Origin of the sequence: Streptomyces sp. CGMCC 4.7035 (assembly GCF_031583065.1) — a bacterium.
Classification (GTDB): Bacteria; Actinomycetota; Actinomycetes; order Streptomycetales; family Streptomycetaceae; genus Streptomyces; species Streptomyces yaanensis.
Genome location: NZ_CP134053.1, coordinates 2,194,421 through 2,218,814, shown reverse-complemented (window position 1 = coordinate 2,218,814; position 24,394 = coordinate 2,194,421). Strand labels below are relative to the sequence as shown.

At 72.4% G+C, this 24,394-nt stretch carries 16 protein-coding genes and 2 pseudogenes; 11 read left to right on the top strand and 7 right to left on the bottom strand.

Annotation, left to right across the window (positions count from 1 at the left end):
- Positions 1-75: 75 nt before the first annotated feature.
- Positions 76-1,113, bottom strand: coding sequence for a LacI family DNA-binding transcriptional regulator (locus Q2K21_RS09290; protein ID WP_310768657.1), 1,038 nt, complete (start codon positions 1,111-1,113; stop codon positions 76-78).
- Positions 1,114-1,739: 626 nt separating this feature from the next.
- Here Q2K21_RS09290 and Q2K21_RS09285 point away from each other — a divergent pair.
- Positions 1,740-1,925: pseudogene (locus Q2K21_RS09285) on the top strand (IS1380 family transposase); the annotation flags it as partial.
- A 124-nt stretch (positions 1,926-2,049) separates the two neighbouring features.
- Here the strand turns inward: Q2K21_RS09285 and Q2K21_RS09280 are convergent.
- Both Q2K21_RS09280 and Q2K21_RS09275 read right to left on the bottom strand, forming a co-directional pair.
- Entirely contained in the window at positions 2,050-2,841 is a 792-nt protein-coding gene (locus Q2K21_RS09280) for a thioesterase II family protein (RefSeq protein ID WP_310768654.1), read from the bottom strand.
- Positions 2,838-4,859, bottom strand: coding sequence for a non-ribosomal peptide synthetase (locus Q2K21_RS09275; protein WP_310768651.1), 2,022 nt, complete (start codon positions 4,857-4,859; stop codon positions 2,838-2,840). The genes Q2K21_RS09280 and Q2K21_RS09275 overlap by 4 nt, the downstream gene beginning before the upstream one ends.
- Positions 4,860-5,040: 181 nt before the next feature.
- On the opposite strand from Q2K21_RS09275, the gene Q2K21_RS09270 reads away from it, so the two are divergent.
- Together Q2K21_RS09270 and Q2K21_RS09265 are read left to right on the top strand one after the other, a co-directional pair.
- Complete coding sequence (locus Q2K21_RS09270) at positions 5,041-5,937, top strand: TauD/TfdA dioxygenase family protein (protein ID WP_310768648.1); 897 nt, start codon at positions 5,041-5,043, stop codon at positions 5,935-5,937.
- Between the two features lie 56 nt (positions 5,938-5,993).
- Positions 5,994-7,967 (top strand): alpha/beta hydrolase family protein, encoded by a 1,974-nt coding sequence (locus tag Q2K21_RS09265; RefSeq protein ID WP_310768645.1) that lies wholly within the window; start codon positions 5,994-5,996, stop codon positions 7,965-7,967.
- An 88-nt stretch (positions 7,968-8,055) separates the two neighbouring features.
- Here Q2K21_RS09265 and Q2K21_RS09260 read toward each other — a convergent pair whose 3' ends face one another.
- Positions 8,056-11,025 carry a type I polyketide synthase gene (locus tag Q2K21_RS09260; RefSeq protein WP_310768642.1) on the bottom strand — a complete coding sequence of 990 codons (2,970 nt, stop codon included), beginning with the start codon at positions 11,023-11,025 and terminating at the stop codon, positions 8,056-8,058.
- A gap of 126 nt (positions 11,026-11,151) precedes the next feature.
- Between Q2K21_RS09260 and Q2K21_RS09255 the strand changes: the two genes are divergently transcribed.
- From Q2K21_RS09255 to Q2K21_RS09240, 4 genes are all read left to right on the top strand, one after another.
- Complete coding sequence (locus Q2K21_RS09255; RefSeq protein ID WP_310768640.1) at positions 11,152-14,322, top strand: amino acid adenylation domain-containing protein; 3,171 nt, start codon at positions 11,152-11,154, stop codon at positions 14,320-14,322.
- Positions 14,319-15,491 carry a cytochrome P450 gene (locus tag Q2K21_RS09250; protein WP_310768637.1) on the top strand — a complete coding sequence of 391 codons (1,173 nt, stop codon included), beginning with the start codon at positions 14,319-14,321 and terminating at the stop codon, positions 15,489-15,491. Before Q2K21_RS09255 ends, Q2K21_RS09250 begins: the two co-directional genes overlap by 4 nt.
- 83 nt (positions 15,492-15,574) lie before the next feature.
- Complete coding sequence (locus Q2K21_RS09245) at positions 15,575-15,994, top strand: RidA family protein (RefSeq protein ID WP_310768634.1); 420 nt, start codon at positions 15,575-15,577, stop codon at positions 15,992-15,994.
- 17 nt (positions 15,995-16,011) lie between these two features.
- A complete protein-coding gene (locus tag Q2K21_RS09240; protein WP_310768631.1) occupies positions 16,012-17,016 on the top strand; it encodes an alpha/beta hydrolase in 1,005 nt (334 codons plus the stop codon).
- 71 nt (positions 17,017-17,087) lie between these two features.
- Here the strand turns inward: Q2K21_RS09240 and Q2K21_RS09235 are convergent, their stop codons facing one another.
- On the bottom strand, positions 17,088-18,344 hold the full coding sequence (locus Q2K21_RS09235; protein ID WP_310768628.1) for a helix-turn-helix domain-containing protein: 1,257 nt from the start codon (positions 18,342-18,344) through the stop codon (positions 17,088-17,090).
- 590 nt (positions 18,345-18,934) lie between these two features.
- On the opposite strand from Q2K21_RS09235, the gene Q2K21_RS09230 reads away from it, so the two are divergent.
- Entirely contained in the window at positions 18,935-19,231 is a 297-nt protein-coding gene (locus tag Q2K21_RS09230) for a phosphotransferase (RefSeq protein WP_310768624.1), read from the top strand.
- Positions 19,232-19,554: 323 nt separating this feature from the next.
- On the opposite strand, the gene Q2K21_RS09225 is transcribed toward Q2K21_RS09230, so the two are convergent.
- Together Q2K21_RS09225 and Q2K21_RS35995 are read right to left on the bottom strand one after the other, a co-directional pair.
- Positions 19,555-20,805, bottom strand: a complete 1,251-nt coding sequence (locus tag Q2K21_RS09225) for an ATP-grasp domain-containing protein (RefSeq protein ID WP_310768620.1) — start codon at positions 20,803-20,805, stop codon at positions 19,555-19,557.
- Between the two features lie 308 nt (positions 20,806-21,113).
- Positions 21,114-21,248 (bottom strand): annotated as a pseudogene (locus Q2K21_RS35995) (IS982 family transposase); the annotation flags it as partial.
- Between the two features lie 60 nt (positions 21,249-21,308).
- On the opposite strand from Q2K21_RS35995, the gene Q2K21_RS09220 reads away from it, so the two are divergent.
- The 3 genes from Q2K21_RS09220 to Q2K21_RS09210 all read left to right on the top strand — a co-directional run bounded on the left by Q2K21_RS09220 (position 21,309) and on the right by Q2K21_RS09210 (position 24,320).
- On the top strand, positions 21,309-22,199 hold the full coding sequence (locus Q2K21_RS09220) for an aminoglycoside phosphotransferase family protein (protein WP_310768617.1): 891 nt from the start codon (positions 21,309-21,311) through the stop codon (positions 22,197-22,199).
- Between the two features lie 390 nt (positions 22,200-22,589).
- Entirely contained in the window at positions 22,590-22,787 is a 198-nt protein-coding gene (locus Q2K21_RS09215; RefSeq protein ID WP_310768615.1) for a transposase, read from the top strand.
- Positions 22,788-23,093: 306 nt separating this feature from the next.
- A complete protein-coding gene (locus Q2K21_RS09210) occupies positions 23,094-24,320 on the top strand; it encodes an ATP-grasp domain-containing protein (RefSeq protein ID WP_310768612.1) in 1,227 nt (408 codons plus the stop codon).
- Positions 24,321-24,394 lie beyond the last annotated feature (74 nt).

Sequence of the window (24,394 nt, the reverse complement as noted above, 5' to 3'; positions counted from 1 at the left end):
TCAGGGAACGTCACGGGCGAACCACCGAGCCACTCAGCGGCCAAACCCCACTGACGGAGCGAGGTCGAAGGTGGGTCACGTCGTGCCGCGGACACGCAGGCTCGGTGTCAGGACGATAGGGAGCGGCAGCTCGCCCGCGAGGAGTCGGTCGACCTGGTGGATGGCCAGTTCGCCCAGCCGTCGCTTGTCGAGGTGGAGGGTGGTCAGTGGCGGGTCGACCAGATCGACGACGCTCAGCCCGTCGTAGCCGACCAGTGCGCAGTCGTCCGGTACTTGGACGCCGAGCCGGCGAGCGGCCCGGAGCGCGCCGATCGCAACCAGGTCGTTGAAGGCAACCACGGCGGTGACGTCCGGGCGCGCGGCGTACAGCGCCTCGAACGCGGCGGCGCCCCCGTCCGGGGACTGCTCACCCATGACAACCCAGCCCTCGTCGACGGGCAGCGCATGTTCGCCGACGACCTCGAGGAAGGTGCGGCGCCGGACCAACGGGGCGCTCACGCACTCGCAGTCGATCATGCCGATCCGGCGGTGACCCCGGTCGATGAGGTGCTGCATCCCGGCCCGGATTCCGGCCGCGGTGTCGATGTGGACCAACGCGTGGTTCGACGAGTCCAGCCCGCGATCGACCAGAACCAGTGGCACGGTGCCCACGTACGGCTCGAGCTGCGCATCGGGATGGCTGATGTAGCCGACAAGAGCGTCAACCTGTTGGCCGAGTGAGCGGACCAAGGCCAGCTCCCGGGACCGATCGTTCTCGGTGCTGGCCACGAGCACCTGCCAGTCGCGTTCGTCCGCGGCCGCAATCACTCCTGCCACGAACTCTGGGAAGAAGGGGTTGACCACGTCGGGGACGATGAGCCCGACGGATACGACGTCCGGGCGGACCAGCCCCCGGCCGAACCGGCTCGGCCGGTACCGCAACTGCCTTGCGACATCGAGCACGCGTTGCTGAGTCCCCGGGTCGATCTCCCCCTTGCCGTTGATCGCCCGGGAGACCGTCTGATGGGACACGCCTGCCGCTTGAGCAACGTCGCGGAGCGTGACCCGCTTGCCGGTTCGCACACCCCGCGCCCGCTGGTCTTCCGTTTCCCGCTGTCCGGCCACGCTGCCCACTCGCTTCTGTTCCTGTGCCGCCCTGTACCCCAAGTCAATCAGGTTCACCGGTCTGCCGCGCCGGCACCGCCCGGTTAGTGCCACGGGAGCAAGACAGCGCCGGCCCGCCACCGGCGGCTCGTGAGCCGTCCGGGGGCGGGCGTTGACGGAATCCGCTCTCCTGAGCGAGAATCCCGTTAGCGTTCACGTTAACGGTAACGGAGCAAGCGAGGGAGAGCACAGTGGCTTATGTGAGGGGCCCCCTACCGCACGAGCCCCACCAGATGTTCCGTGGCGTGTTCCGCGGCTGGCACGCACAGGCCGACGTCCTTTCGGCACTGCCGGACGCACCTGTGGAGCCGGATGATCCGCGGCCTTGGTGGCGCCGACTGAGTGTTCGGCGGCAGAAGCCGAGCAGCGGTGGATCTTCGCTCAGTCGGTCCGCGACGCGTCCCCGGGGCCGTCCTGGTCCCAGTAGGGATGGCCGGGAGCTGACGCTCCTCCGGCGAGGGGCGGATCGAGGGTGAGTCCGCCGCCGTGATCTAGGAACTCCCCGGCCACCGACATCGGCGTCACCGTCGGCGCCCGACTCGACGTCCCGGCGCATGCGTCCTCCGGCTCGCGCTCGGCGCTGACGGTGGCAAGTCGCGGACGGCATGCGGATCACATGCTTCGCGACCAACACCCCTGACCGGCCGATCGCCGCCCTCGAGCTCCGTCACCGGCTGCGGGCCCGGGCCGAGGACCGGATCCGGGCCGCCCGGGCCACCGGACTGCGCAACCTGCCCCTCCACACAACAGCCCAGAACAGGGTCTGGCTCGAGATTGTCCAGAAGAAGGCCGTGCGGGCGAGGTTTGTCACAGAACTCTCAACCTGCACGGCCTTCTTCATGTCACGGATCCGAGCCCACCATCGTTGTCGCGCACCACGCCGTAAGGGGTGCGGGGTGATGCAGGTCAGCCGACCAGGTGCACAGGCGCCAGGGTGTCCCGGATCAGGGCGTGGGGAGGGGACGCCACCAGGTAGAAGTGGTCGCCCTGGGCGGCGTGTTCACGGACGCCGCCCGTGGTCAGCTCGCTCCAGGGGCGGCAGTCGGCGTCCGTGTCGGCGTCCCCGGCGAGGGTGGTGACCGGGCACCGCACGCTCGGGGCCGAGCCGGCATCGGCGCCGGGTGCGTAAGCGTGGAACATGGCCGCGTCCGCACGGACGTACGGCAGGACCAGCTCCTGGAACTCGGGGTCGGCGGCCAGTTCGGGATCGGTGCCGCCGAGTGTGAGGAGCCGTTCGATGACAGCGGGGTCGTCGTCCTTGTCCGGGTCGGCCCAGTCCTCGGCGGACGGGTACGGGGCGTCGCGGGAGCCCGACGCGAACAGGTGGACGGGGTCGATCCCGCGGGCCTCCAGCGCCGCCGCGGTCTCCAGAGCGATCGGCGCGCCCATGCTGTGGCCGAACAGGGCCAGCGGGCGGTCGGCCAGGGGGGCCACGGCGTCGGCGACGGCGCGGGCGAGCTCGCGCAGGTCGGTCGCCACCGGCTCGGCGAGGCGCTCGGCGCGGCCGGGGTAGCGGACGGCGTACACCTCGACCCCGGGGATCCGGTGGCCCCAGGCGCGGAAGAAGGACGCGGATCCCCCGGCGTGGGGGAAGCAGATCAGGCGGGCGACCGGGTCGGCTACGGGAGCGGTGCGGTGCAGCCACAGGTCGGTGTCAGCGCTCGCGCGGTTCGATGCGGTCGTGAGGTCGGTGGTCACTTGGCGGCCTCCTGAGCCGGGTCCTGCCGTCGGGCGCGCAGGGCGCGGGCGCGGCGCGCGGCGGCGCGGCGCTCGGCCGAGGCGGCGGCGTCGGCGTCGGCGTCGGCGCCTTCGGTTGAACCGTCGCCGTCGTGCAGCATCGCAACCTGCGCGGCGACGGTGGTGTGCTTGAACAGCGCGATCACCGGCGGCCGCCTGCCGGTATGGCGTTCCAGGGCCTCGCGGAGCCTGAACATCGCCAGGGAGTGGCCGCCGAGGTCGAAGAAGTTGACGTCCAGCGGTACGTGGGGGGCGTTCAGGACCTCGGCCCAGGCGGCGGAGACCCGTGCGGTCAGATCACCCTGGGGCGCCGACTCGGCGGCGTGGGTGGGAGCGACAGCCTGAGCGGCGCCGGGGAGGGGCTGCCGTTCGTCGGCCCGGGTTCGCAGGGCCGCCCGGTCCGCCTTGCCGTTGACGGTGCGGGGGAACGCGTCGAGCCGGACGATCCGGGCGGGGACCATGACGGCCGGCAGCCGGGCAACAAGCTGCTCGCGCAGCGACTCGGGGGCCGGTGCCGGATCGGACGGGGCGAGGACGAAGGCGGTCAGGACGCTACTGGCGGTGTCCGGGACGACGACGGCCTCGCGTACGCCGGGCAGGGCGGACAATTGCGCCTCGATCATCGGGAGTTCCACCCGGTGTCCGCGGATCTTGACCTGGTGGTCGCGGCGGCCGAGGAAGGCGAGGGTGCCGTCGGCGTTCCAGCGGGCGCGGTCGCCGGTCCGGTACATCCGGGCACCGGGCGTGTCCGTGAACGGATCGTCGAGGAAGGCGCGGGCGGTGGCCTCCGGCCGGCCGTGGTAGCCGCGGGACACCCCGGCGCCGCCGATGAACAGCTCGCCCTCGGCACCGGGGGGCACCGGGCGCAGTTCCTCGTCGAGGAGGTGGAGCGTCGCACCGGGGACCGGTCGGCCGATGGAGACGGGGCCGGGGACGTCGAAGCGCCGGTAGCTGGCCCAGACGGTCGCCTCGGTGGGGCCGTACTCGTTGACCAGCGCGGTGGGGCCGGTGCGCAGGGCGAAATGGCGGTCGACGAGTTCGGGCGGCAGGGGTTCACCCGCGACGACGACGGTTTCGAGGGAGCTCAGGCGCTCGCCGCCGAGGGAGCGCGCGGCGTCGAGCAGGACGCTGTAGAGGGAGGGCACACACAGCAGCTGGGTGACCTGGTGGCGCTCGACGAGTTCGACCAGCCGCTCCGGGTCGCGGACTTCGTCCGAGGTGGCGACGACCAGGTGGCCGCCCGCGGTGAGGGTGCCCCAGAGCCCGGCCACCGATGAGTCGAAGGCCAGCGGGGAGACGAGGAGGAAGACGGGCGGGCCGGGATAGACCGTGCGGCGGGCCAGGGTGGAGGCCGCCAGCTGGCCGTGCTCGACGACGACGCCCTTGGGTTCGCCGGTGCTGCCGGAGGTGTAGATGAGGTACGCGGCGTCGTCGGCCGCGACAGGGACGCCGGGCGATTCCGGCTCGCGGCCGCGAGCCGCTCCGCTCGCGGACCCGGCGGCTGGTTCCCGGGTGGAGCCGGCAGCGACCAGGGGTACGTCGAGCCCGGTGAGGCGGCGGCGGGTGGCGTCGGTGACGAGGACGGCGTCGACCTGGGCGTCCGTCAGGATCTCGGCGAGGCGTAGGTCGGGGTTGGAGACGTCCAGGGGTACGTACGCGGCTCCGCAGCGCATCGCGCCGAGCACGGCGGCGACCATCGCGAGCGACGGCTCGACCAGCACGCCGACGCGTCCGCCTCGGCGGACGCCCGCCTCGGTGAGCGCGGCCGCGACGCGGGCGGCCCAGGCGTTGAGGTCCCCGTAAGCGATGCTGCTCGCGCCGCAGCTGACGGCGGTGCGGGCGGGGCCGGTCCGGGCGAATCCCGCGACGAGTTCGTGTACCGGCGGCCGCGGACCGACGGGCAGGGACTCGCCCTCTCCGGCGGGGCGGGGCGTACCGGCCGAGGGTCCGGAAGGGGCGGTCAGAGTCGGCGTGGCCATCAGGAGTCCTCCACTGTTCGTCGAGACGGCTCAAGGCCGGTCCGCGTCTTCAGGAGCTTCATGTCAGGCGACATTGCCAGAGCAGTCACACTCGTGGCAACCTCTTGCCACATCTGGAAAGTCAATCCGGCACGCCAGAACGTCCGGTGAACCGGAATCCCCCATGGGAAAGGCAAGAGCCATGACTGAAACCCTGCAGGCGCAGACTGATGTGACGGTCACTCCGCTGACCGGCAACATCGGCGCCGTCATCGGCGGCGTCGACGCGGGCGACGCGTTGAGCGACGAGACGATCGCCTCGATCCGCGCGGCCCTGCTCCAGTACAAGGTGGTGTTCCTGCGCGACCAGGACTTGGACTACGCCGCGCAGACGGCCTTCGCCTCGCGCTTCGGCAAGCTGACGCTCGGACACCCGATCTACGACGCCCCCGAAGGCCGCCCGAACCTGCGGGAGATGGACTCGAAGCAGGGCACCCGCGCCAACCACTGGCACACGGACCTCACGTTCATCGAGCGCCCGCCGGCCTTCGCGTTCCTGCACAGCAAGGTCATCCCCCCGGTGGGCGGGGACACCGTGTGGGCCAACGCCGCGTCCGCGTATGCCAGCATGCCGGCGGAGTTGCGCCAGTTCGCCGACCAGCTGCGGATCGTCCACAGCAACGACTGCGACTTCACCGACGACACCGTCATCGAGCGCGGGGCCTACATCTCGACCCCGTACGAGGCGGAGCACCCTGCGGTCCGGGTCCACCCCGAGACGGGCGAACGCTCGCTGCTGCTCGGCGGGTTCGCCCGCAGGGTGGTGGGCTACCCCCCGCAGACCTCCCGCGACCTGATCCGGGTCATGCAGGAGTACCTGACCAAGCCGGAGCACACCGTGCGCTGGCAGTGGCGGGTCGGCGACATCGCCATCTGGGACAACCAGTCGACGGCGCACTACGCCATCTACGACTACGGGAACCAGTACCGCCGCGGCGAGCGCGTCACCGTCGTGGCCCCCACCCCGGTCGGCGTGGACGGCCGGCCCAGCACGGCCCTGCGCGGCGACACCACCGCCTACAGCACGGGCCTGGACTGAGCGGTAGGCGCCGCTCGGACACGGAAATCCCGACCTCGGACATGACGGAGACACAGGTGCGCACGTCCCCTTACGGAACCTGGACCTCGCCGATCGGCGCCGACGCGGCCGCCGCTGGGCAGAAGAAGGCCGAGTGGGCCGCTTTCATCGGCGAAGAGGTCTGGTGGACCGAGTGGCGCCCCGGCGAGTCGGGACGCGTGGCGCTGGTGCGGCGTGCGCCCGACGGCTCGGTCGGCGACGCGCTGGGGCCCGGGTGGAACGTGCGCACCCGGGTCATCGAGTACGGAGGTCAGCCGTGGCTACCCCTGGGGGCGGACCCCGCCGCCGGGTTCGTGTTCACCCACTGGGACGACCAGCGGGTGTACCGGGCGGTGCCCGGCGGACGTCCGGAGCCGATCAGTCCGGAGCCGGCGCTGCCCGGCGGGGCGGCCTACGCCGACTTCTCCCTCGTCGGGGACGAGGTCTGGTGCCTGCGCGAGGTGGCCCTCACCGCGGACCGCACCGAGGTCCGCCGGGACCTGGTCGCCCTGCCGCTGGGCGGCGCTGCGGCCGCGGAGCCGGCGGCCGTGCGGGTCCTGGCCGCGAGCCACCACCTGATGACCGGCCCCAAGGTCTCCCCGGACGGCCGGTACGCCTGCTGGCTCGGGTGGGACCACCCGCAGATGCCCTGGGACGGCACGGAACTGATGGTCGCGCCGGTCGGCCAGGACAGTGCGCTGGGCCCTGCCCGCGTGCTGGCGGGCGGGCCCGGCATCGCCGTCAGCCAGGCGGAGTGGGCCCCGGACCGGCCCGGCGTGCTCTACGTGCTGAGCGACACCACCGGCTGGTGGAACCTCCACGAGCTGGGCCTCGACGGCTCCGCACGCCCGCTGTGCGCACGGGAGGAGGAGTTCGGCGAGGCGCTCTGGCGCATCGGCGCCCAGTGGTTCCTCCCCGTGGGCGGCGGCCGGATGTTCGTCACGCACGGGGTGGGCGCGCGGAGGCTCGCCCTGCTGGAGGCCGACGGCTCGCTGACGGACCTGGACGACCGCGAGGAGCTCACGGAGTGGGCGGTGCTGGCTACCGACGGCCGCCGGGTCGCGGCCTCGGCCGCCGGCCCGCGCAGCCGGGGTGAGCTGCTGCTGATCGGGCCGGACGGGGAAGCGCCGGAGGTGCTGCGCGCGGCGGACACCTCGTACGCCGAACACCTGCCCCCGGGCTACCACGCGGTGTTCCGCGGCCCGGAGGGCGAGGAGGTGCACGCGTACGTGTACCCGCCGCACAACCCCGACTTCACCGCTCCGGAGGGCGAGCTACCGCCGTACGTGGTGCAGGCGCACGGCGGCCCCACCACCCGCAGCCAGCTGGTGGCAGACCTCTCCATCGCCTTCTTCACCAGCCGGGGCATCGGCGTGGTGGACGTCCAGTACGGCGGGTCCACCGGCTTCGGGCGCGCCTACCGCGAACGGCTGCGGGAGGCGTGGGGCGTGGTCGACGTACGCGACTGCGCGACCGCGGTCCGCGGCCTGGTCGCGCAGGGGGAGGCCGACCCCGGGCGCATCGGCATCCGCGGCGGCAGCGCGGGCGGCTGGACCGCCGCGGCCTCGCTGGCCGCCGAACCGGAGCTGTACGGCGTCGCCGGGATCTACTTCCCGCTCCTGGACCCGGAGGAGTGGCGCGCGCAGGGCACGCACGACTTCGAGTCGCGCTACCTCGAGAGCCTCATCGGCCCGTGGCCGCGGGCCGCCGCCCGCTACGCGGAGGTGTCGCCGCTGCGGCGCGCCGACCGGGTGCGTGCGCCGTTCGTGCTGCTGCAGGGGCTCGAGGACGCCGTGTGCCCGCCGGTCCAGGCCGAGCGGTTCCTGGAGCGGATGCGGCAGAACGGGGTGCCGCACGCGTACCTCGCGTTCAAGGAGGAGCAGCACGGCTTCCGCATGGCGCAGACCGTCATCGACTGCCTGCACGCCGAGCTCTCCGCCTACGGGCAGGTGTTCGGCTTCGAGGCTCCGGGCGTCCCCCGGACCGAGCTCTCGGTGGCCCGCGGGGCCTGACCTCCGCGGCTCCCCGGCCCGAACACGCGGAAGCCGCCCCCCGGATGATCCGGGGGGCGGCTTCCGCGTGTTCGGGCGTCCGCGTACGTCAGCTGGCCCCGGCGGTGACCGGCGCCTGGGCGGCGAGGGCAGCGACGGCCTCCGTCTGGCACTCGAGCGTACGGGCGAGGAGAAGTTCGCGGATCGGGACCCGGACGCTGAGTGCCGCGCTGAGCCTGCGCGCGAGGCGGGTGACGAGCAGGGAGTCACCGCCGAGGGCGAAGAAGTCGGCGTCGGCGGTGATCTCCTGATGGCCGAGCAGCTCCGCCCAGAGCCCGGCGACCAGCGCGGGCACGTCGGCGGGGTCCGGGGCTGCGGGCTGCTCCCCAGAGCCGGTGGACTCCGCCTGCGGGGCCGCCGGCCCGGGGGCGCCTACGATGCGCCCGGGGGTGTCCGACGGCGGCGCGGCCTCAGGGGCGGTCCGGCGTGGCCCCTCGAAGGAGTAGCCCGGCAGGCGTACGGGGCGGCCCTCCGCGCACAGCCGGTCGGCGGCGAGCGACTGGCCCATGGTCCAGAGCCCACCCAGCGCGGTGAGGACGTCCTCGGCGCGGGCGGCTCGGCCGGCGGCGAGCGGGACGGCGGTCAGGTCCGCGGCCTCTGCCAGGGCCGACAGCGTACGGCCCGGACCGGCCTCCACAACCAGCGCGCCGGGCAGGTGCCGGGCGAGGGCGTCGAGTGCCCGGGTGAACCGGACGGGGTTGCGGGCGGCGGAGGCGAAGGAGCCCGCGGCGACCTCGGTACCGGGCAGCAGCAGCCGGCCGTCGTTGGCGGCCCACGGGATTGCCGGCGGGTGCACGGCAGTCCCCGACAGCTCCGCGGTGAGCAGCGGTACCGCCAGCTCTACGAGGGCCGAGTGGAAGGCCCGCGTGGTGCGCAACCGGTGCGTGGCGACGCGCCCGGCGAGCCACGTCTCGAACTCCGCGACGGCCCCTGGGGCGCCAGCCACCACACTGCTGTCCGGGGAGTTGACGGCCGCGAGCTCCAGGGGCAGGCCGCAGGCAGCCAGCAGTTCGCGGGCCGCGTCCTCACCGCAGCCGAGGGCCAGCATGGCGCCCTCCGGGCAGTCCTGCATGGCGCGCCCGCGCAGGGCCACGAACCGGGCGGCGTCGGCCGGTTCCAGTACGCCTGCCACGCAGGCCGCGGTGACCTCGCCGAGGCTGTGGCCGATCACGGCCTGCGGGACCAGGCCGAGGCCGCGCAGCGCGGCGGCGACGGCGTACTCGACCGCGAAGAGCGCGGGCTGGGCCAACCGGGTCCGGGCGAGCTCCTCCTCGGGGAACGCAGGGTCGTGCAGGGCCCGTCCGACCTCGGCGGCCAGGCCGGGCTCGAAGGCACCAAGGCACTCGGCGAGGGCCTCGGCGAAGCCAGGCAGGGCCTCGGCGAACGGCAGTGCCATGCCGGGGCGCTGGGCTCCCTGGCCGGGGAAAGCGAGGACGAGGGGGGCGGGTCCGGTCTCGGGGACACGGCCGCGGAGCACCCCGGCGCCGGCGGTGAGGCGGTCGGCGAGGTCCGCGGTGTTGCGGCCCACAACGGCGAGGCGTTCGGGCAGGGCGGCCCGGCCGGTGGCGAGGGTGTGGGCGGCGTCGGCCGGCGCCGGGGCGTGGGCGGCCAGGTGGCGGCCGAGGCGGTCGGCGGAGCGCGCCAGGGCCTCGCCGTCCGCGGCGGAGAGCAGCGCGAGGTACCCGGCGCGCGGCCGGTCCTGCCCGTCGGACCGGGGCGCGAGAGCGGGCGGCGCCTCGACGACGGCGTGCGCGTTGGTGCCGCCCACCCCGAAGGAGCTGACCCCGGCCCTCCTGGGCTCAGGGCCGGACCACGGCGCCATGGCGGAGGGGACGTACAGCGGCGAGCCCTCGGTCTCCAGCAGGGGGTTGAGCCGGGTGAATCCGGCGACTGGCGGGACGATGCCCTCGCGCACGACGAACAGGGCCTTGATCAGTCCGGCGAGCCCGGCGGCGTTGTCGAGGTGGCCGGTGTTCGCCTTGAGCGCCCCCACAGCGACCTGGCCCGGGGCAGCGCCCGCGGCGCGCAGGGCCGACGAGGCGGCGGACCACTCGATGGGGTCGCCGACCCGGGTGCCGGTGCCGTGCGTCTCCAGGTAGCCGATGCTCGCGCCGTGGACGTCCGCGGCCTCGAGGGCGGCCCGGATGACGGCTTCCTGTCCGCCGGCGGAGGGGGCGTAGTAGCCGGCCTTCGCCGAACCGTCGTTGTTGACGGCCGTGCCGAGGACGACGCCGTACGGTTCCACCCCGTCCGCGAGCGCGTCCTCCAGGCGCCGCAGGACGACGCAGGCCACGCCGGAGCCCGCGACCACGCCGTCGGCGTGTTCGTCGAACGGCCGACAGGCCCCGGCCGCGCTGTGGATGCCGCCGGGCACGTGGAGGTGTCCGGCCTGGGGGTAGGCGACGCCGGCGCCCACGACGAGGGCCTGGTCGCATTCACCGTTCAGCAGCGCCTGGACGGCGGTGTGGAGGGCGACCAGGGAGGAGGAGCAGGCCGTCTGGACGGCGACCGCGGGACCGGTCAGGTCGAGCTTGTAGGAGATGAGGCTCGCCATGAAGTCCGGCTCGTTGCCGTGGATGGCGTCCTCGAGGGTCATGGGGTCCAGCCTGCCGCCGGCCAGCATGGCGCGCAGGTAGCCGCTGCCGCTGGCGGAGGCGTACACGCCGGTGGTGAGCGGGGTGCCGAGAGGGCTGATCCCGGCATCCTCCAGGGCCGCCCACGCGCATTCGAGCATCATCCGGTGCTGCGGGTCCATCATCTCGGCCTCGCGTGGACTCACCCGGAACAGGGCGTTCTCGAAGCGCTCGGCGTCTTTGAGGTGCCCGTGCACCGGTACGAACTCGGGGTCGTCGATCAGGCTCTGGGGCACTCCGGCCTCTCGCAGCCTTCGTTCGTCGTACCGCGTGGTAAGGACCCGTCCCTCGACGAGGGCCTCCCACCACTCCGCCAGGTCGGCCGAGCCGGGAAACCGGCCGGAGACCCCGGTCACGGCTATGTCGAGGGAGCGGTCGCGCGTCATGTGTCCACCTTCGTGTCGCGCCCAGTGTGGATCAACAAGGTTGCCAGATCGGGCAACTTGATGGCAATGTTCTTGCCATTGCCTTGTCTGGCAAGTGGGCAACCGGAACAGAGGGAGAGGGACGGCGTGCGACCAGACCCGAAGTGGACTGCCGGTCGGCGGAACACGGCGCCCGGCGAGGGACTCCACGAGGCGTTCGCCCGCAGGGCGGCACAGCGCCCCGGGGCCGTCGCCCTCGTCGAGGGGGACCGCACCACCACGTACGCGGAGCTCGACGCGACGGCCGACGCCTGGGCCGCGGGACTCGTCGCCGCGGGCGTCACCCCCGGCGCGCTGGTGCCTGTACTGCTGCCCAGGAGCACGGAGTTGGTCACCGCGCTCCTCGCGGTCCTGAAGGCGGGGGCTGCCTACGCCCTGCTGGCCCCCGAGTGGCCCGCGGACCGGCTGCGGGAGGTGCTGCGCGACCTGCGGCCGCCCCTGCTCATCGCCCGCGACGGCCGGGAGGTGCTGGAAGGCGACGCGCCGGCCGTGTGGTTGCCGCCCTCCGCCGTGGCCGAGGAGTCGGCGGTCCCCGTCGGCTTCACGCCCGTGGCCGTCGGCGCCGACGATCCGGCGTGCGTCTTCTTCACCTCCGGGACCACGGGCCGACCCAAGGGTGTGCTCAGCCCGCACCGGGCGACCGCGCGCCTCTTCCAGCCGGGCACCTTCGCGGAGTTCACTGCCGACACGGTGATGCCACTCGCCGCCGCCACCCCCTGGGACGCCTTCTCGCTCGAACTGTGGTCGGTGCTGCTGAACGGCGGCACCTCGGTGGTCGTGACGGACCCCTACCTCTCCCCCGCGGCCCTGAGCGGGGCCGTGTCCCGGCATCGCGCGGACACGGTCTGGCTGACCGCCAGCCTGTTCAACATGATCGTGGACGAGGACCCGGACGCCTTCCTGGGGCTGCGCCAGGTCGCGATCGGCGGGGAGCGGCTCTCGGCCGGCCACGTCCGCCGCTTCCTGCGCCGGCACCCCTGCATTGCGCTCCTCAACGGCTACGGGCCGGTCGAGTCCACAGTCTTCGCCACCACGCACCGCGTCACGGAGGCCGACTGCGACCTTCCCGCCGGCATTCCCCTCGGGCGCCCGGTGCCCGGTACGCAGGTCCACGTCCTGGACGGGAGTCGGCCGTGCGCGGTGGGCGAGACCGGGGAGATCTGCCTCGCGGGCGACGGGCTGGCGCTCGGCTACCTGAACGACGACGCGCTGACCGCGCTGAAGTTCACCGGCGTACGGATCGACGGGCGCGAGGTACGGGTCTATCGCACCGGCGACCTCGGGCGCTGGGACCCGGACGGCCTGCTGCACTACGAGGGCCGCTCCGACCGGCAGCTGAAGATCCGGGGCCACCGCGTCGAGCCGGCGGAGGTCGAGCGCCAGGTGGAACGGCTCCTGCCCGCCGTGCGGTACTGCCGGGTGCTGGCCCGTGGCGACGCCGCCCGCGGCGAGCGCGAACTGGTCGCGTGTTGCGTGCCGGTGAGGCAGGGGGACCCGTTGGACGGAGCACTCGCCGTGCTGAACGGGGCCCTGGTCGCCTACCAGCGACCCGCCGCGGTGGTCAGTGTCGACGCTTTCCCCGTCACCGCGCAGGGCAAGCTGGACGAACGCGCCCTGCTGGCGCTGGCCGAGGCGGCCGGTCCGGCCGCCCCCGGCTGCCCGCAGCGGGAGGCGGCGCACCCGGCAGGGCCCGGCGTCAGGCCCACCGAGCTGAGCGATCCCGTGCTGCGGGCCGTCGCGGAGTGCTTCGCCTCCGTCCTGGAACTCGATGCGGTCCCCCTCGACGTGCCCTTCGTCCACCTCGGCGGGACCTCCCTCGGCGCGGGCCGACTCTGCGCCCGGCTCGCGGCAGCACTGTCCCGGCCGGTCCCGATCTCCTGGCTGTACCAGGAACCGACGGCCTCGGGCCTCGCCCGCCGGCTGGCCGCCGCGCCGGAGCCGACTCCGCCTCCGGCCGACCACGCCGAGTCCGAGGGCTCCGCGGGCACGCCTCTGTCGGCCATGCAGCTGGTCTACCTCACCCCGCAGTTGCTGGATCCGGCGGACCGTACGGGGCACTGCCTGATGACCTGGGCGGTCGAGGGCGCGCTGGACCGGGCCGCGCTGGAGGCGGCCGTGGCCGAGGTGCACCGCGGCCACGAGTCCCTGCGGGCCGCGTACGTACTCGACCCGCGGCCCGCCGCGGAACTCGTGGACATCCCCCCGCCGCCCGTGGAGGTGCTGCCCGCCCGGGAGTCCGTCGCCGCGGCGGCCCGCGCGGCCCGCGCCGAGCTCGCCGCGGAGCTGGCCCCGGACGTCGGGGAGGTGTGGCGCACCGTCCTGGTCCCCGTCACCGGCCCGGAGCCGGAGGCGAGCGCCGCGGTCTTCGGCTGCGTGGTGCACCACGTCGCCTTCGACGGCTGGTCGGAGGGGGTCCTCGCCGAAGACCTGAGCACCGCGTACCGCACGGCGGTGGCCTCGGGTACGCCCACACTGGGCCCCCGTCCGACGCTGGCGGCGGTGCACCGGGAGCGCCGGGCGCTCCTGCGGGAGGCCGCGACGGAGACCCACCATGCCTTCCTGCGCTCCGAGTTGGCGGACGTACCGGCGATGCGGTGGCCGGTCGGCCCCGAGCCGCGGAAGGCAAAGACGCCGGGGCTGGTCGAGACCGTGCTGGACGCGGGGGCACTGGCTGGGGCCGACGCCGCGGCCGCCGCGGCGGGGGTCACCCGTTTCGTGGTCCTGCTCTCGCTGTGGGCGGCGAGCCTGTCGGAGGCGACTGGGCAGCGGGACTTCGCCGTGGGCGTCCCCGTGGCCCAGCGCGACGGCGCGGAGCTGGAGCGCGCCGTCGGATGCCACATCAACATGCTGGCCCTGCGGCTGCGCGGGGCAGCCCTGGATGGCGACGCGTCCGCGGTCGCCCGGGTCGCCGAGACCACCGCCCGCGCCTTCGCCGCGCAGGAGGTGCCGTTCCCCGACGTCCTGTCGCTGGTGGAGCCGCCGCGCGGCGGCCGACCCCCGCTGTACCAGGTCCTCTTCGCCTGCCAGGACAACGTCCCGCCGAGGCTGGAACTCGTGGGCGCGCGGACCACCCTGCTGCGGCAGCCCTATCTGGACCTGCCCCTCGAACTGCACACGGAGCTGTGGCCCGCGGACGACGGCGGACTGCTCGTCCACACCGCCTTCCGGCCCGACGCCGTCGCGGAGAGCACCGCGCGGGAGGTCTCCAAGCGCTTCGCGGAGCGTGTGCGCACCCTCTTCCCAGGAGTCACTCCATGACAACGACCGCCGTATCGCCCGCCCTACTGACCGACCCCGAACTGCACGCGAGCGGTGATCCGCACGCCGTGTGGCAGTGGATGCGCGCGCACGCCCCGGTGTACCGCCACGAGGAGGCGGAGCTGCCCGCTTTCTGGTCGCTGACCCGTCACGAGGACATCCGGTCGGTGTACCGGGACGCCGCCGCCTTCAGCTCAGCACGCGGCGTGCTGCTGCGCCCCGGAGACGACCCGGGCGGCGGCATGACGCTGGCCCTGACCGACGCCCCGCGGCACAAGCAGCTGCGCGGCCTGATGGCGGACTGGTTCAACACCCGCGCGGTGCGCGGCCTGGAGGGCTACGTCCGGGCGGCGACGCGCAGGGTCCTCGGGCGGGCCGTGGAACTGGGCACCTGCGATTTCGCGGACGACGTGGCGGGGCGGCTGTCGCTGTCGGTGATCTGCCACATCCTGGGCATCCCCGAGCAGGACCACGAGGACCTGTACCGGTGGACGAACGAGGCGTTCGAGGCCCATACCTCACTGGTCTCGCACCCCCGGCTCGTCGAGTACTTCATGGAGCTGCTCTACCAACGGATGGAGGAGCCCACCGACGACCTGGTGAGCGCCCTCGTCAATGGCACGGTGGACGGCGAGCTACTGACCGAGGAGGAGGCGGTCTTCAACTGCGAGAACCTCATCGGGGCCACCGAGAACGGCCGGCTGGCCCTGATCGGGGGCATGCAGGCCTTCCTGGAGCACCCCGAGCAGTGGCAGCGGCTGGCCTCCGACCGGAGCCTGATGCCCGGTGCCATCGAGGAGATTCTGCGCTGGACCTCCAGCGCGACGCACAGCATGCGGGTCGCCACCCGCTCTGTGGAGATCCGGGGCACGCGGCTCGAGGCCGGTGACCGCGTCGTGCTGTGGCTGCCCTCGGCCAACCGCGACGAGGACGTGTTCACCGATCCGTACGTCTTCGACATCACCCGCAGCCCGAACCGGCACATCGCGCTGGCCGCCGGAGAGCACTTCTGTATCGGCTCCACGCTGGCCAGGGCCGAGATGCGCGTCCTGTTCACGGAACTGCTCGACACCGTGGGCCGGATCGAGCAGAGCGGCCCCGTGCGGCGGCTGCGATCGATCGAGGTGGGCGGCCCCGAGACCCTGCCGGTGCGCCTCACCACGAAGTGACGGCCCCCGGGCCGTGGCGCCCGCTCCCCACCTGCCCCACTACCACACCGCACCCACCTCATGACCCGTCCAGGAGTGAAGACATGACGGACAAGAAGGACCTGCCCGGTCTCGTACATCTCTCGCACCCCGCCGGGGTCGCCCCCAGTTCCGGGTACACCCATGTGGTCACCGGGCCGGGCCGGGTGGCCGCGATCGCCGGCCAGATGCCGTTCGACGCCGACGGCGAGCTGGTCGGCGCCGGGGACCCCGCGGCCCAGGCCCGGCAGGTCTTCGCCAACATGGAGCGCTGCCTCGCCGCCGCCGGGGCCACCTTCGACGACGTCATCAAGCTCACCTACTTCGTCACGGACATCGCCTTCGTCCCCCAGATCCTGGCCGCGCGCGACGAGTTCATCGACACCGAGCGCCCGCCGGCGAGCACGGTGGTCCAGATCGTGGCGCTCTACCGCCCCGATCTGCTGCTCGAGGTGGACGCCCTCGCCCTGCTGCCCGTCGAGTAGATCGGACCACGCACCCCATGAACCCCACCACTTCCATCCGGCACGCCGGGCTGCAGGCTCCGCCGCCACCCTTCGACGCCGAGCTGGCCAGGCCGATCGGCCGGATCCTCGGCGAGCTTCCCATGCCCCTGACCCCCGAGCTGATCCCGGACCGGCGCCGCCGCTCCACCTCGGGGCGCCTGAGCGACGAGCGGATACGCCAGGGCGGGACGTTCGAGATCGAGGAGCGTACGGTGCCCGGCCCGGCCGGCGCCCCGGCGATCATCCTGCTCATCTGCCGGCCGGCGGCGGCCCGGGGGCCCGTACCAGTCATCTACCACACGCACGGCGGCGGCATGGTGGCCGGCAGCCACCGCAGTACCGAACTGATCGGCGAGTTGGATCGGGCCCAGGAGCTCGGGGCGGCCGTGGTCTCCGTCGAGTACCGGCTGGCCCCGGAGCACCCCGACCCGGCACCCGTGGAGGACTGCTACGCCGGGCTGTGCTGGCTGGCGGAGCACGCCGAAGGCCTCGGCCTCGACCCGGACCGCGTCTTTCTCAGCGGCAACAGCGCCGGCGGGGCCCTTGCCGCGGGTCTCGCGCTGCTGGCGCGGGACCGCTCCGGTCCGCGCCCGGTCGGCCAGGTCCTGCAGTTCCCGATGCTCGACGACCGGTGCGGCACGTTCTCGGCCGGGCAGATGGCGCGCGTCGGCCTGTGGGATGGGGAGTCCAACCTGGCGGGGTGGACGGCCCTGCTGGGCGAGCGGCGTGGCGGTCCGGGCGTCTCCTGCTACGCGGCTCCGGGCCGGGCCGAGGACCTGTCCGGACTCCCGCCCGCCTTCATCGAGGTTGGTTCCGTGGAAGCGCTGCGCGACGAGGGGATCACGTACGCGTCGCGCATCTGGCAGACCGGTGGCGAGGCCGAACTCCACGTGTGGTCGGGGGCGTTCCACAGCTTCGACGAGTGGGTTCCGGACGCGGTCGTCTCGAAGGCCGCGCACCAGGCACGGGTGGCGTGGATGCGCCGCGTACTCGCCGGTTGAGGTTTCCGCCGCTGCCGTCCTGCCCGGCGCCGACTGGTGCGCGGGCGGCGCGAGGCCGGGCGGTACGCCGGTCAGCGCCGGGCGGTGCCCGCCTGCTCGGCGCTCTCCAGGGTCTCGGCCAGGACCCGCCAGATCTCGGCGGCGAGGTCCATGTTCGAAGCGCGGCGGGCTTCCTCGCCCAGCTGCTTGAGCCGGGCGCACCCCTGCTGCTGGTGGCCTTCGACGATCAGCAGCCGGCTGTCGAGCGTCTGCAGCCGGATCCGGTCGCGGTAGGTGAGGCGCAGGTTTTCGAAGTCCAGCCGGTCGTGGGCGGCGCGGGCGTCCGCATAGCGGCCCTCCTCGAACGCGAGGTGCGCCTGGAGCACCAGGAGTTCCTGCTGCTGGACGGGCGTGCCGACGAGCGAGAGCGCCGCCTCGGCCTGCGTGAGGCACGTGCGGGCCTTCTCCGTGAGGGCGGGTCTGGACTGCAGGAACAGCGAGCCCGCAGCGAGTCTCAGTCGCGCCCACAGTATGGGGTCGACACGGCTGTCAAGCACCTGCATGGCCTGTTCCAGGTAGGCGTGGACCGCCTCGTCGTCCCCTTGGCGAGAGCTGACGGTGGCCGCCGACCACAGGGCCTCGGCGCGCAGCGCGTCCGACCTGCCCGCCACGAGTTCGACGAGTTCCCGGGCGTGTGCCCGGGCTTCGGGCAGACGGCCGGACTCCGCCTCGGCCGACACCAGCGCCAGGAGGGCGGTCCCGGTATCGGCGACGGAGAGGCCTGCGTCCTTGGCGACGCGGTACGCGCTCTCTGCGAGTTCGAGGGCCCGGGCGACCTGTCCCACCGAGCGCAGGCACCGGGCGAGCTGGGTGCCGGACCGGCACTGCAGCGCGGGGAGTGCGAGCTCGTCGGCCACTTCGGCCAGCTCCTCCAGGCACGCCTGCTCCTCGGCGCGCTCGCCGTGGCGGGACCGGTAGCCGGCGATCACCCACAGGGCCTGCCAGCGCAGGAGCGGATCCTCGGCCCCGGCGGTCGCGAGTACCTCGATGAGTTCCTCGACGGACTCGTCGCTGTCGGAGGAGGCGGCGATGCTCAGCGCCTGCGTGAGCGAGCTGCCGCCGGTGGCGGTGGCCGCCCCCCCGGCGGGCGGGGCCTCGAAGGCCACGCGGTCCACGCCCAGCTGTTTGGCAAGGTAGGCGATCACTCGCTCGGTGGGCTGGCGTGCACCCGACTCCAGTCGGGACAAGTACCCGGTGGAGATCTCCTCGCCGGCCAGCGCGGCCTGAGAGAGCCCCCGCTGGAGCCTCAGTGCCTTGAGACGCGCGCCAAAAGACGACTCGTCCGTCATGTGAGTCCTGCAATCAATTCTCGTAATGCCACCTGATCGCGCACCAACGCTTTGGTGGGCATCGTAGCGCTCACGGAACCATCTGGCAAAGTCTTTGCCTAATGCGCGCCCAAGCGGGATCGACGTACCGCCCGCCGCCCTTCTGGCGCACGGAAGAACGGTCGGCAACCTCTGGCAAATCATCTTGTCATCGACGCATCCTCGAGCAGGAGGCCCACTGGCTGCTGCGGATCGCACCCCTGGCGCCCGTCCCCGTCCCGGAGGTCGTCGGGCTGGGCGAAGCCGCCGAGGGCTACCCGTGGGGGTGGGGCCGCCCACCGGTGGACCGAGGGTGAGGTGCTGGTCGAGGGCCGGGCGTAGTACGCCGGGCGGCTGGCCCGCGACCTCACGGGGTTCGTCACCGCCTTGCGCGGTGCGGAGCTCGGCGCGGTCCGCCCCGGCGCACCGGGGCGGACCACTGACCGCCGCCGACGCAGAGACGCGGGCCGCCATTGAATAGCTGCGGCACACGGACGAGCCGTTCGCCGCCGAAGCGGCTCTCGCCGCCTGGGAGAGGCGCTCGCCGCCCCCGGGTGGTCCGGGAAGCCGCGGTGGATCCACTCCGACCTCATGCCGAACACCCTGCTGGGCGCCTGGCCGCGGTGATGGACTTCGGGACGGCAAGCCTCGGAGTTCCCGCCGTCGACCTGATCCCGGCGTGGAACCTGCTGCCGTCCGCCGCGCGGCAGGTCTTCCGCGAGGCCGTGGACACCGACGACGCCTCCTGGGCCCGCGGCCGCGGCTGGGCGCTGTGCATGGCCGTCATCCAACTGCCCTACTACCGCAAGACGAACCCGGTCACCTCCGCCAACGCCCGCTATGTGATCCGTCAGGTCCTCGCGGGCTGAGGCCTTCTCCTTCGCGTGTTCTGGCGGCCGCGCACGGCGGCTGCCGGCAGCAGCTACCGAACACTTGCCCAGTGCTCCATCCTTCAGGATGGAGGTGAAGGGCATCCTCGCCCCAGCGGCCCGGAGGGCCGCGGAGCCATGGCAGAATCGCCTTGTCCGACAGTGGAGTTGTTGGACCTACCGCCGGACGGGCGGGACGTGAAGCCTGTGGAGATCTTGTCAGACCACCCTCACGGGCGGCAGGGGTCGATGAAGCAGGAACCCGAGGGAGTACCGCGGAGCGGTACAGACCGGAATCACCTGCGTTTACGCAGGTGAGGACGTCAAGCGAGTTGGAACACCTCCTTGGACAGCGCCAGGACCCGGGCCTGGTCGCGGGCCAGGGCCGCCGCGTCGGCATGGGCCATGTGCACGGTGAGCGGGCTGGACGGCAGATCGACGGTGGGCCGGAGCCAGTCGCCGGGGCTGGGCTTCACCGTGACCGCCCGTACGGACTCGAGCGCGTCGATCTCCGCCAGGACAGACGCGTCCACGGACTCCACGAGGCCGGCGAAGTCGGTGGCCACGTGGTACACGAAAGCCTCCCGGAGCCGGCGGTAGGTGCGGCCCGCGAACTCCTCCGCGAACTCCTCCGGGCGCAGCCAGGCCAGTGCGCTCGCCCGGGCCTGGTCGGCGCCGCAGCACCCGGCGTCGAAGTCCGGGTGCATCGCACCGTTCATGCGGGCACCGACCTCGACGAGCGCGGGTCCGTCGGGCGTCATCATCACCTCGGCGTGAGCGGCGCCGAACTCGATGCCGAGGGCGTCCAGCACGTCGTGGGTATAGGCGGTGAGCTCGGCGACCACCGGGTCGTCCGGCGGGACGAGCACGTCGCGGTGGGAGACGTTGCGGGCGCCGCGGCGTCGCTTGTCGTAGCGCCAGACGCCGGCGTCGTAGCGCTCTCCCCGGCAGGAGACGGTGTCCACGATGTACTCGGTGCCCGCGAGGTAGGACTGCGCCAGCACCTCGGTGTTGGTCTCTCCGTACATGGTGACGGTGCCGAGGATCGCGCGCGCGGCGCCGCGCGCCTGGTTCGGGTCGGTGCAGATGGACACGCCCTGGGCGCCGGAGGCGGCCAGCGGCTTGACCACGACCGGTCGGCCGTCCTGCTCCCCCGCCCAGGCCGCAATGGCGTCGGCGTCGTCGGACCTGAACTGGCGGGCGCAGCGCACGCCGGCCTTCCGGACGGCTTCGATCATGAGGTACTTGTCGCGGCGCGCCGCCGACAGCGCGGAGCCGTTGGTCGGCAGGCCGAGCATTTCGGACATGAGGTCGGCGAGCGGTACGCCGGGCTCCTGCCCGGCCACCACGAGCGCCGGGCGCAGTTCGGCCAGCCGCCGGGCGGTCTCGACCGGGTCGGCGGCGACGAGGGCCGCCGCGTAGCTGCTCAGGTCGGGCGCCTTCAGGGACTTCAGAGGTTCGGGCGTGCTGGAGAGGTGCACGACTTGGGCGCCAAGTCCGGCGAAGGCCGCGCGCAGGTGTCTGCCCGTCCCGTACGCGTCGACGAGGACGACCATGGGGTGTTCGGCTCGCATGCTACCTCCGTTGGGCATTCAGTTGCCACCCTAGACAAAGCTGGTTGCCAAGATTATTGACTAAGCAGGCAACGCCTGTCACTCTTTCAGGGCGGTGCCGCTCGGTTGAGTCAAAGCATCCCGTCGCCGGAGATCGCCTGACACCTCGTCGTGTCTCTGGGCGCGCGACCGGCCAGTTCATCAATGAAGAACGGGGCTCTCACCCATGTCCGTGCAGACGTTGCACGCCCCTACCCGGCTGCCCGAACTCGACGACGCGCAGAGGGCCCAGTTCGAACGGCCCGGTTTCCTGTTCCCTCGTATTCGGTGTCGTGCCACAGCGAGGTGTCCCGGGCCAGGATCCAGATCATGCTGGTGAGCAGCGAAGACGCCGCGCGCAGTCGATTGCTGTAGCCGGACTGCCGGGGCACACATGGGAACAGGCCGCGGAAGTCCCGGGCGACTATGTCCACAGGCGAACCCTTGGCTTCATTCATCTAGTGGAAGGGCCTGCGAGAATTAACATGCATGATGATCAAGTGGACGTGACCACCGAAATCGTTGCGACCTTGATCCGAGAGCAATTCCCTCAGTGGAGCGGCAGGGCAATCCAACGCGTGTCGTCGACCGGGACGGTCCACGCCATCTTCCGTATCGGGGACGATCTCTCTGCGCGTTTCCCACTGCGCCTGGTCGATGCCGCCGAGGCGCTGGCGGTTCTGGAACGGGAAGCCCAGGCGAGCGCGGAGCTGGCACAGGTGTCTCGGTTTCCCGTGCCCGAACCCGTCGCCTTGGGAAAGCCTGGAGCGGGTTATCCCATGCCGTGGTCGGTCCAGACGTGGCTGTCGGGAACGGTCGCCTTTGATGCCGACCCGAGTGGGTCGGACGCTTTTGCCGAGGACCTCGCGGCCTTCATCGCAGCCCTGCGGGATGCCGAGACGCGGGGGCGGCTTTTCAGCGGCGAAGGTCGTGGCGGCGTTCTCACCGACCACGACGACTGGATGGCGAAGTGCTTCGTGGAGAGTAAGGGGCTGCTCGACGTGCCCCGGCTGCGCGAGTTGTGGAGCCATTTTCGGGAGTTGCCCCGCGCGGGTGCCGACGTGATGAGCCATGGTGACTTGATTCCCGGCAATGTACTGGTCGCGGGAGACCGGCTCAGCGGCGTACTCGACACCGGCGGCTTCGGCCCGGCCGACCCCGCGCTGGATCTGGTCAGCGCCTGGCACCTGTTGCAGCCAGGCCCGCGGGAAGTGCTCCGGCGGACACTGGACTGTGACGATCTGGAGTGGGAGCGCGGCAAGGCATGGGCATTCCAACAGGCGATGGGTGTTGTCTGGTACTACGTCGAGAGCAATCCGACGATGAGCAGCATGGGGCGCCGGACACTCGACCGCATTCTGGAGTCGATGAAGTAATGTCGCCCCGTTATTGATCCGAAACGGCTGGGGTTCTGATTTCGTTGATCGCTGTGTAAGTGAACTGGTGGGGGACGCACGGCACTTGGCGTCGTCGGTGCAGGAAGGGTTGCGGATGCGAGCGGTGGCCGCGCTGGTGGCGGGGCGGCGTCGCGAGGACGTCGCGGAGATGTTCCACCTGTCGCTCAAGGCCGTTGATGGCTGGTCGGCGAAGGCGGGCAGGCGAGACGCGCTGCCGATCGTGCGCCGCAGTGGCAACCGGTTCTCGATGCACGCTATGTCCGCGATCAGCACCAAGGGCCGGATGCACTTCATGGTCTTCACCGAGCGGTTCGACGCGGGCGTCATGGGCCGCTTCCTGGAGGGCGCGTCGGCCACTTCGGCAAGAAGGTGCACCTGGTCGTGGACGGTCACTCCGTCCATTGCTCCCGAAGGGTCCGCACCTCGGTCGCCGCGCACGCCGACCAGATCGAGCTGCACTTCCTGTCGCCGCACTCGCCCGAGCTGAACCCCGACGAACTGGTCAATCAACCACTTGCCAAGGCTTGCCAATCCTGGCAAGGCGCGTTAGCGTCCTCGGCAAGCTGAGGGCTTGTCCTCCGCACCCCACACCTCTTGGCCCTCTTAAGGACAGCTATGCGTGCGGTCAAGGGCGCAACGCGCCCTCTGCTAAGGGCCGCCAGGGCAAGCCCGCTCAGCCCCCGTCCCTCCGCCGACTCGGCTCGCACGACTTCCTGCTGAAGACCGGACCCCTGGTTTCGCAGCCCCGCCGTCCCGCCGCCCCGCCGGCCTGAGAGCCCATGAGGCCACTGGGCCCACAGGACCCCAGCGCTCACCCCAACAAGGCCCGGCAGGGATCCGTGACCCGCACGCCCACCAACGAGGAGTAGGTACATGAAGGGAAGCGTCCTTGTCATCGGCTCGGGCTACCAGCACTTCCGTGAGTACGCGCTGCGCGGGCTCGCCGAGGCTTTCCGGCTCGTGTTGATCGGGCCGGCGCCGCTGGACTGGCAACTGCCGTACGTGGTCGACCACCGGACGGCTGACGTGCAGGACGAGGCCGCAGTGCACGCCGCCGCCGCGGCTCTGGCCACCGATCACCACATCACCGGCGTCGTCACCTGGGACGAGTCCCTCGTGACGCGCACCGCCGAGGTTGCCGCCTGGCTGGGCGTGCCGGCCATGCCGGTGGTGGCGGCCCAGGCCTGCCGGGACAAGGCGCGTCAGCGCCAGCGCTTCCAGGCGGTCGGCGTCCCCTCCGCTCGGTTCGCGCTCACCGGGTCCGAGGCCGAGGCAGTGACCGCCGCCGAGTCCCTCGGCTATCCCGTGGTGCTCAAGCCGCGCGGCCGGGCCGCCAGCGTCGGCGTGCGGATCGTGCGCTCCGAGGCCGAGCTGCGCGAGACGTTCGCGCGGGTTCGGGAGGTCGAGAACCCGTCGATCGATGACGGACTCGTCCTCATCGAGGAATTCCTCTCCGGCCCGGAGATCGCCGTGGACAGCTGGGTGCTCGACGGCAGGGTCGAGCCCTTCTCGATCGCGGCCAAGCGCACTGACTACCCGCCGTACTTCGAGGAGGTCGCACACGTCGTCGGCAGCGTCCTCGACGCCGGTACCGAGGCGCGGGTGCGCGAAGTGGTGATCGCCGCGAACCGGGCCCTGGGCACCGACCGCACCATCACGCACACCGAGCTGATACTCACCGCCGACGGTCCGAAGGTGGTCGAGGTCAACGGCCGGCTCGGCGGCGACCTCATCCCGCACCTGGCCGAACTCGCCGTCCCGGGGCTCTCCGTCGGCCGGGTGCTCGGCACGGTCGCCACGGGCCGCGTCCCCGAGCCGATCGCCGCACCCGACCGCCTTGTCGGCATCCGCTTCCTGTACCCGGCGGCAGACCTGGCCTTCACAAGTCTGGAGCTGCCGTCCGCGCTCGCCGACGAGCCGTGGACGCATGAGGTGCGCACGGTCACCGAGACCGGCACCGAACTGCGCCTGCCGCCCCGGGGGTTCCTCGGTCGCGCAGGTTACGCCATCGCCACCGGCGACGACGTGGCGGAGATCGACGCACGTCTTCTCAAGCTGGCCGAGGCCACCGCCGTACACGGCGAGCCGCTGCCCTCCTGAACGTCCCCGCCCTCCCGGGCACCGAAGTCCCTTCCACCCCGGTCCGACCCTTTCGACCCACTTCCTGCACGATC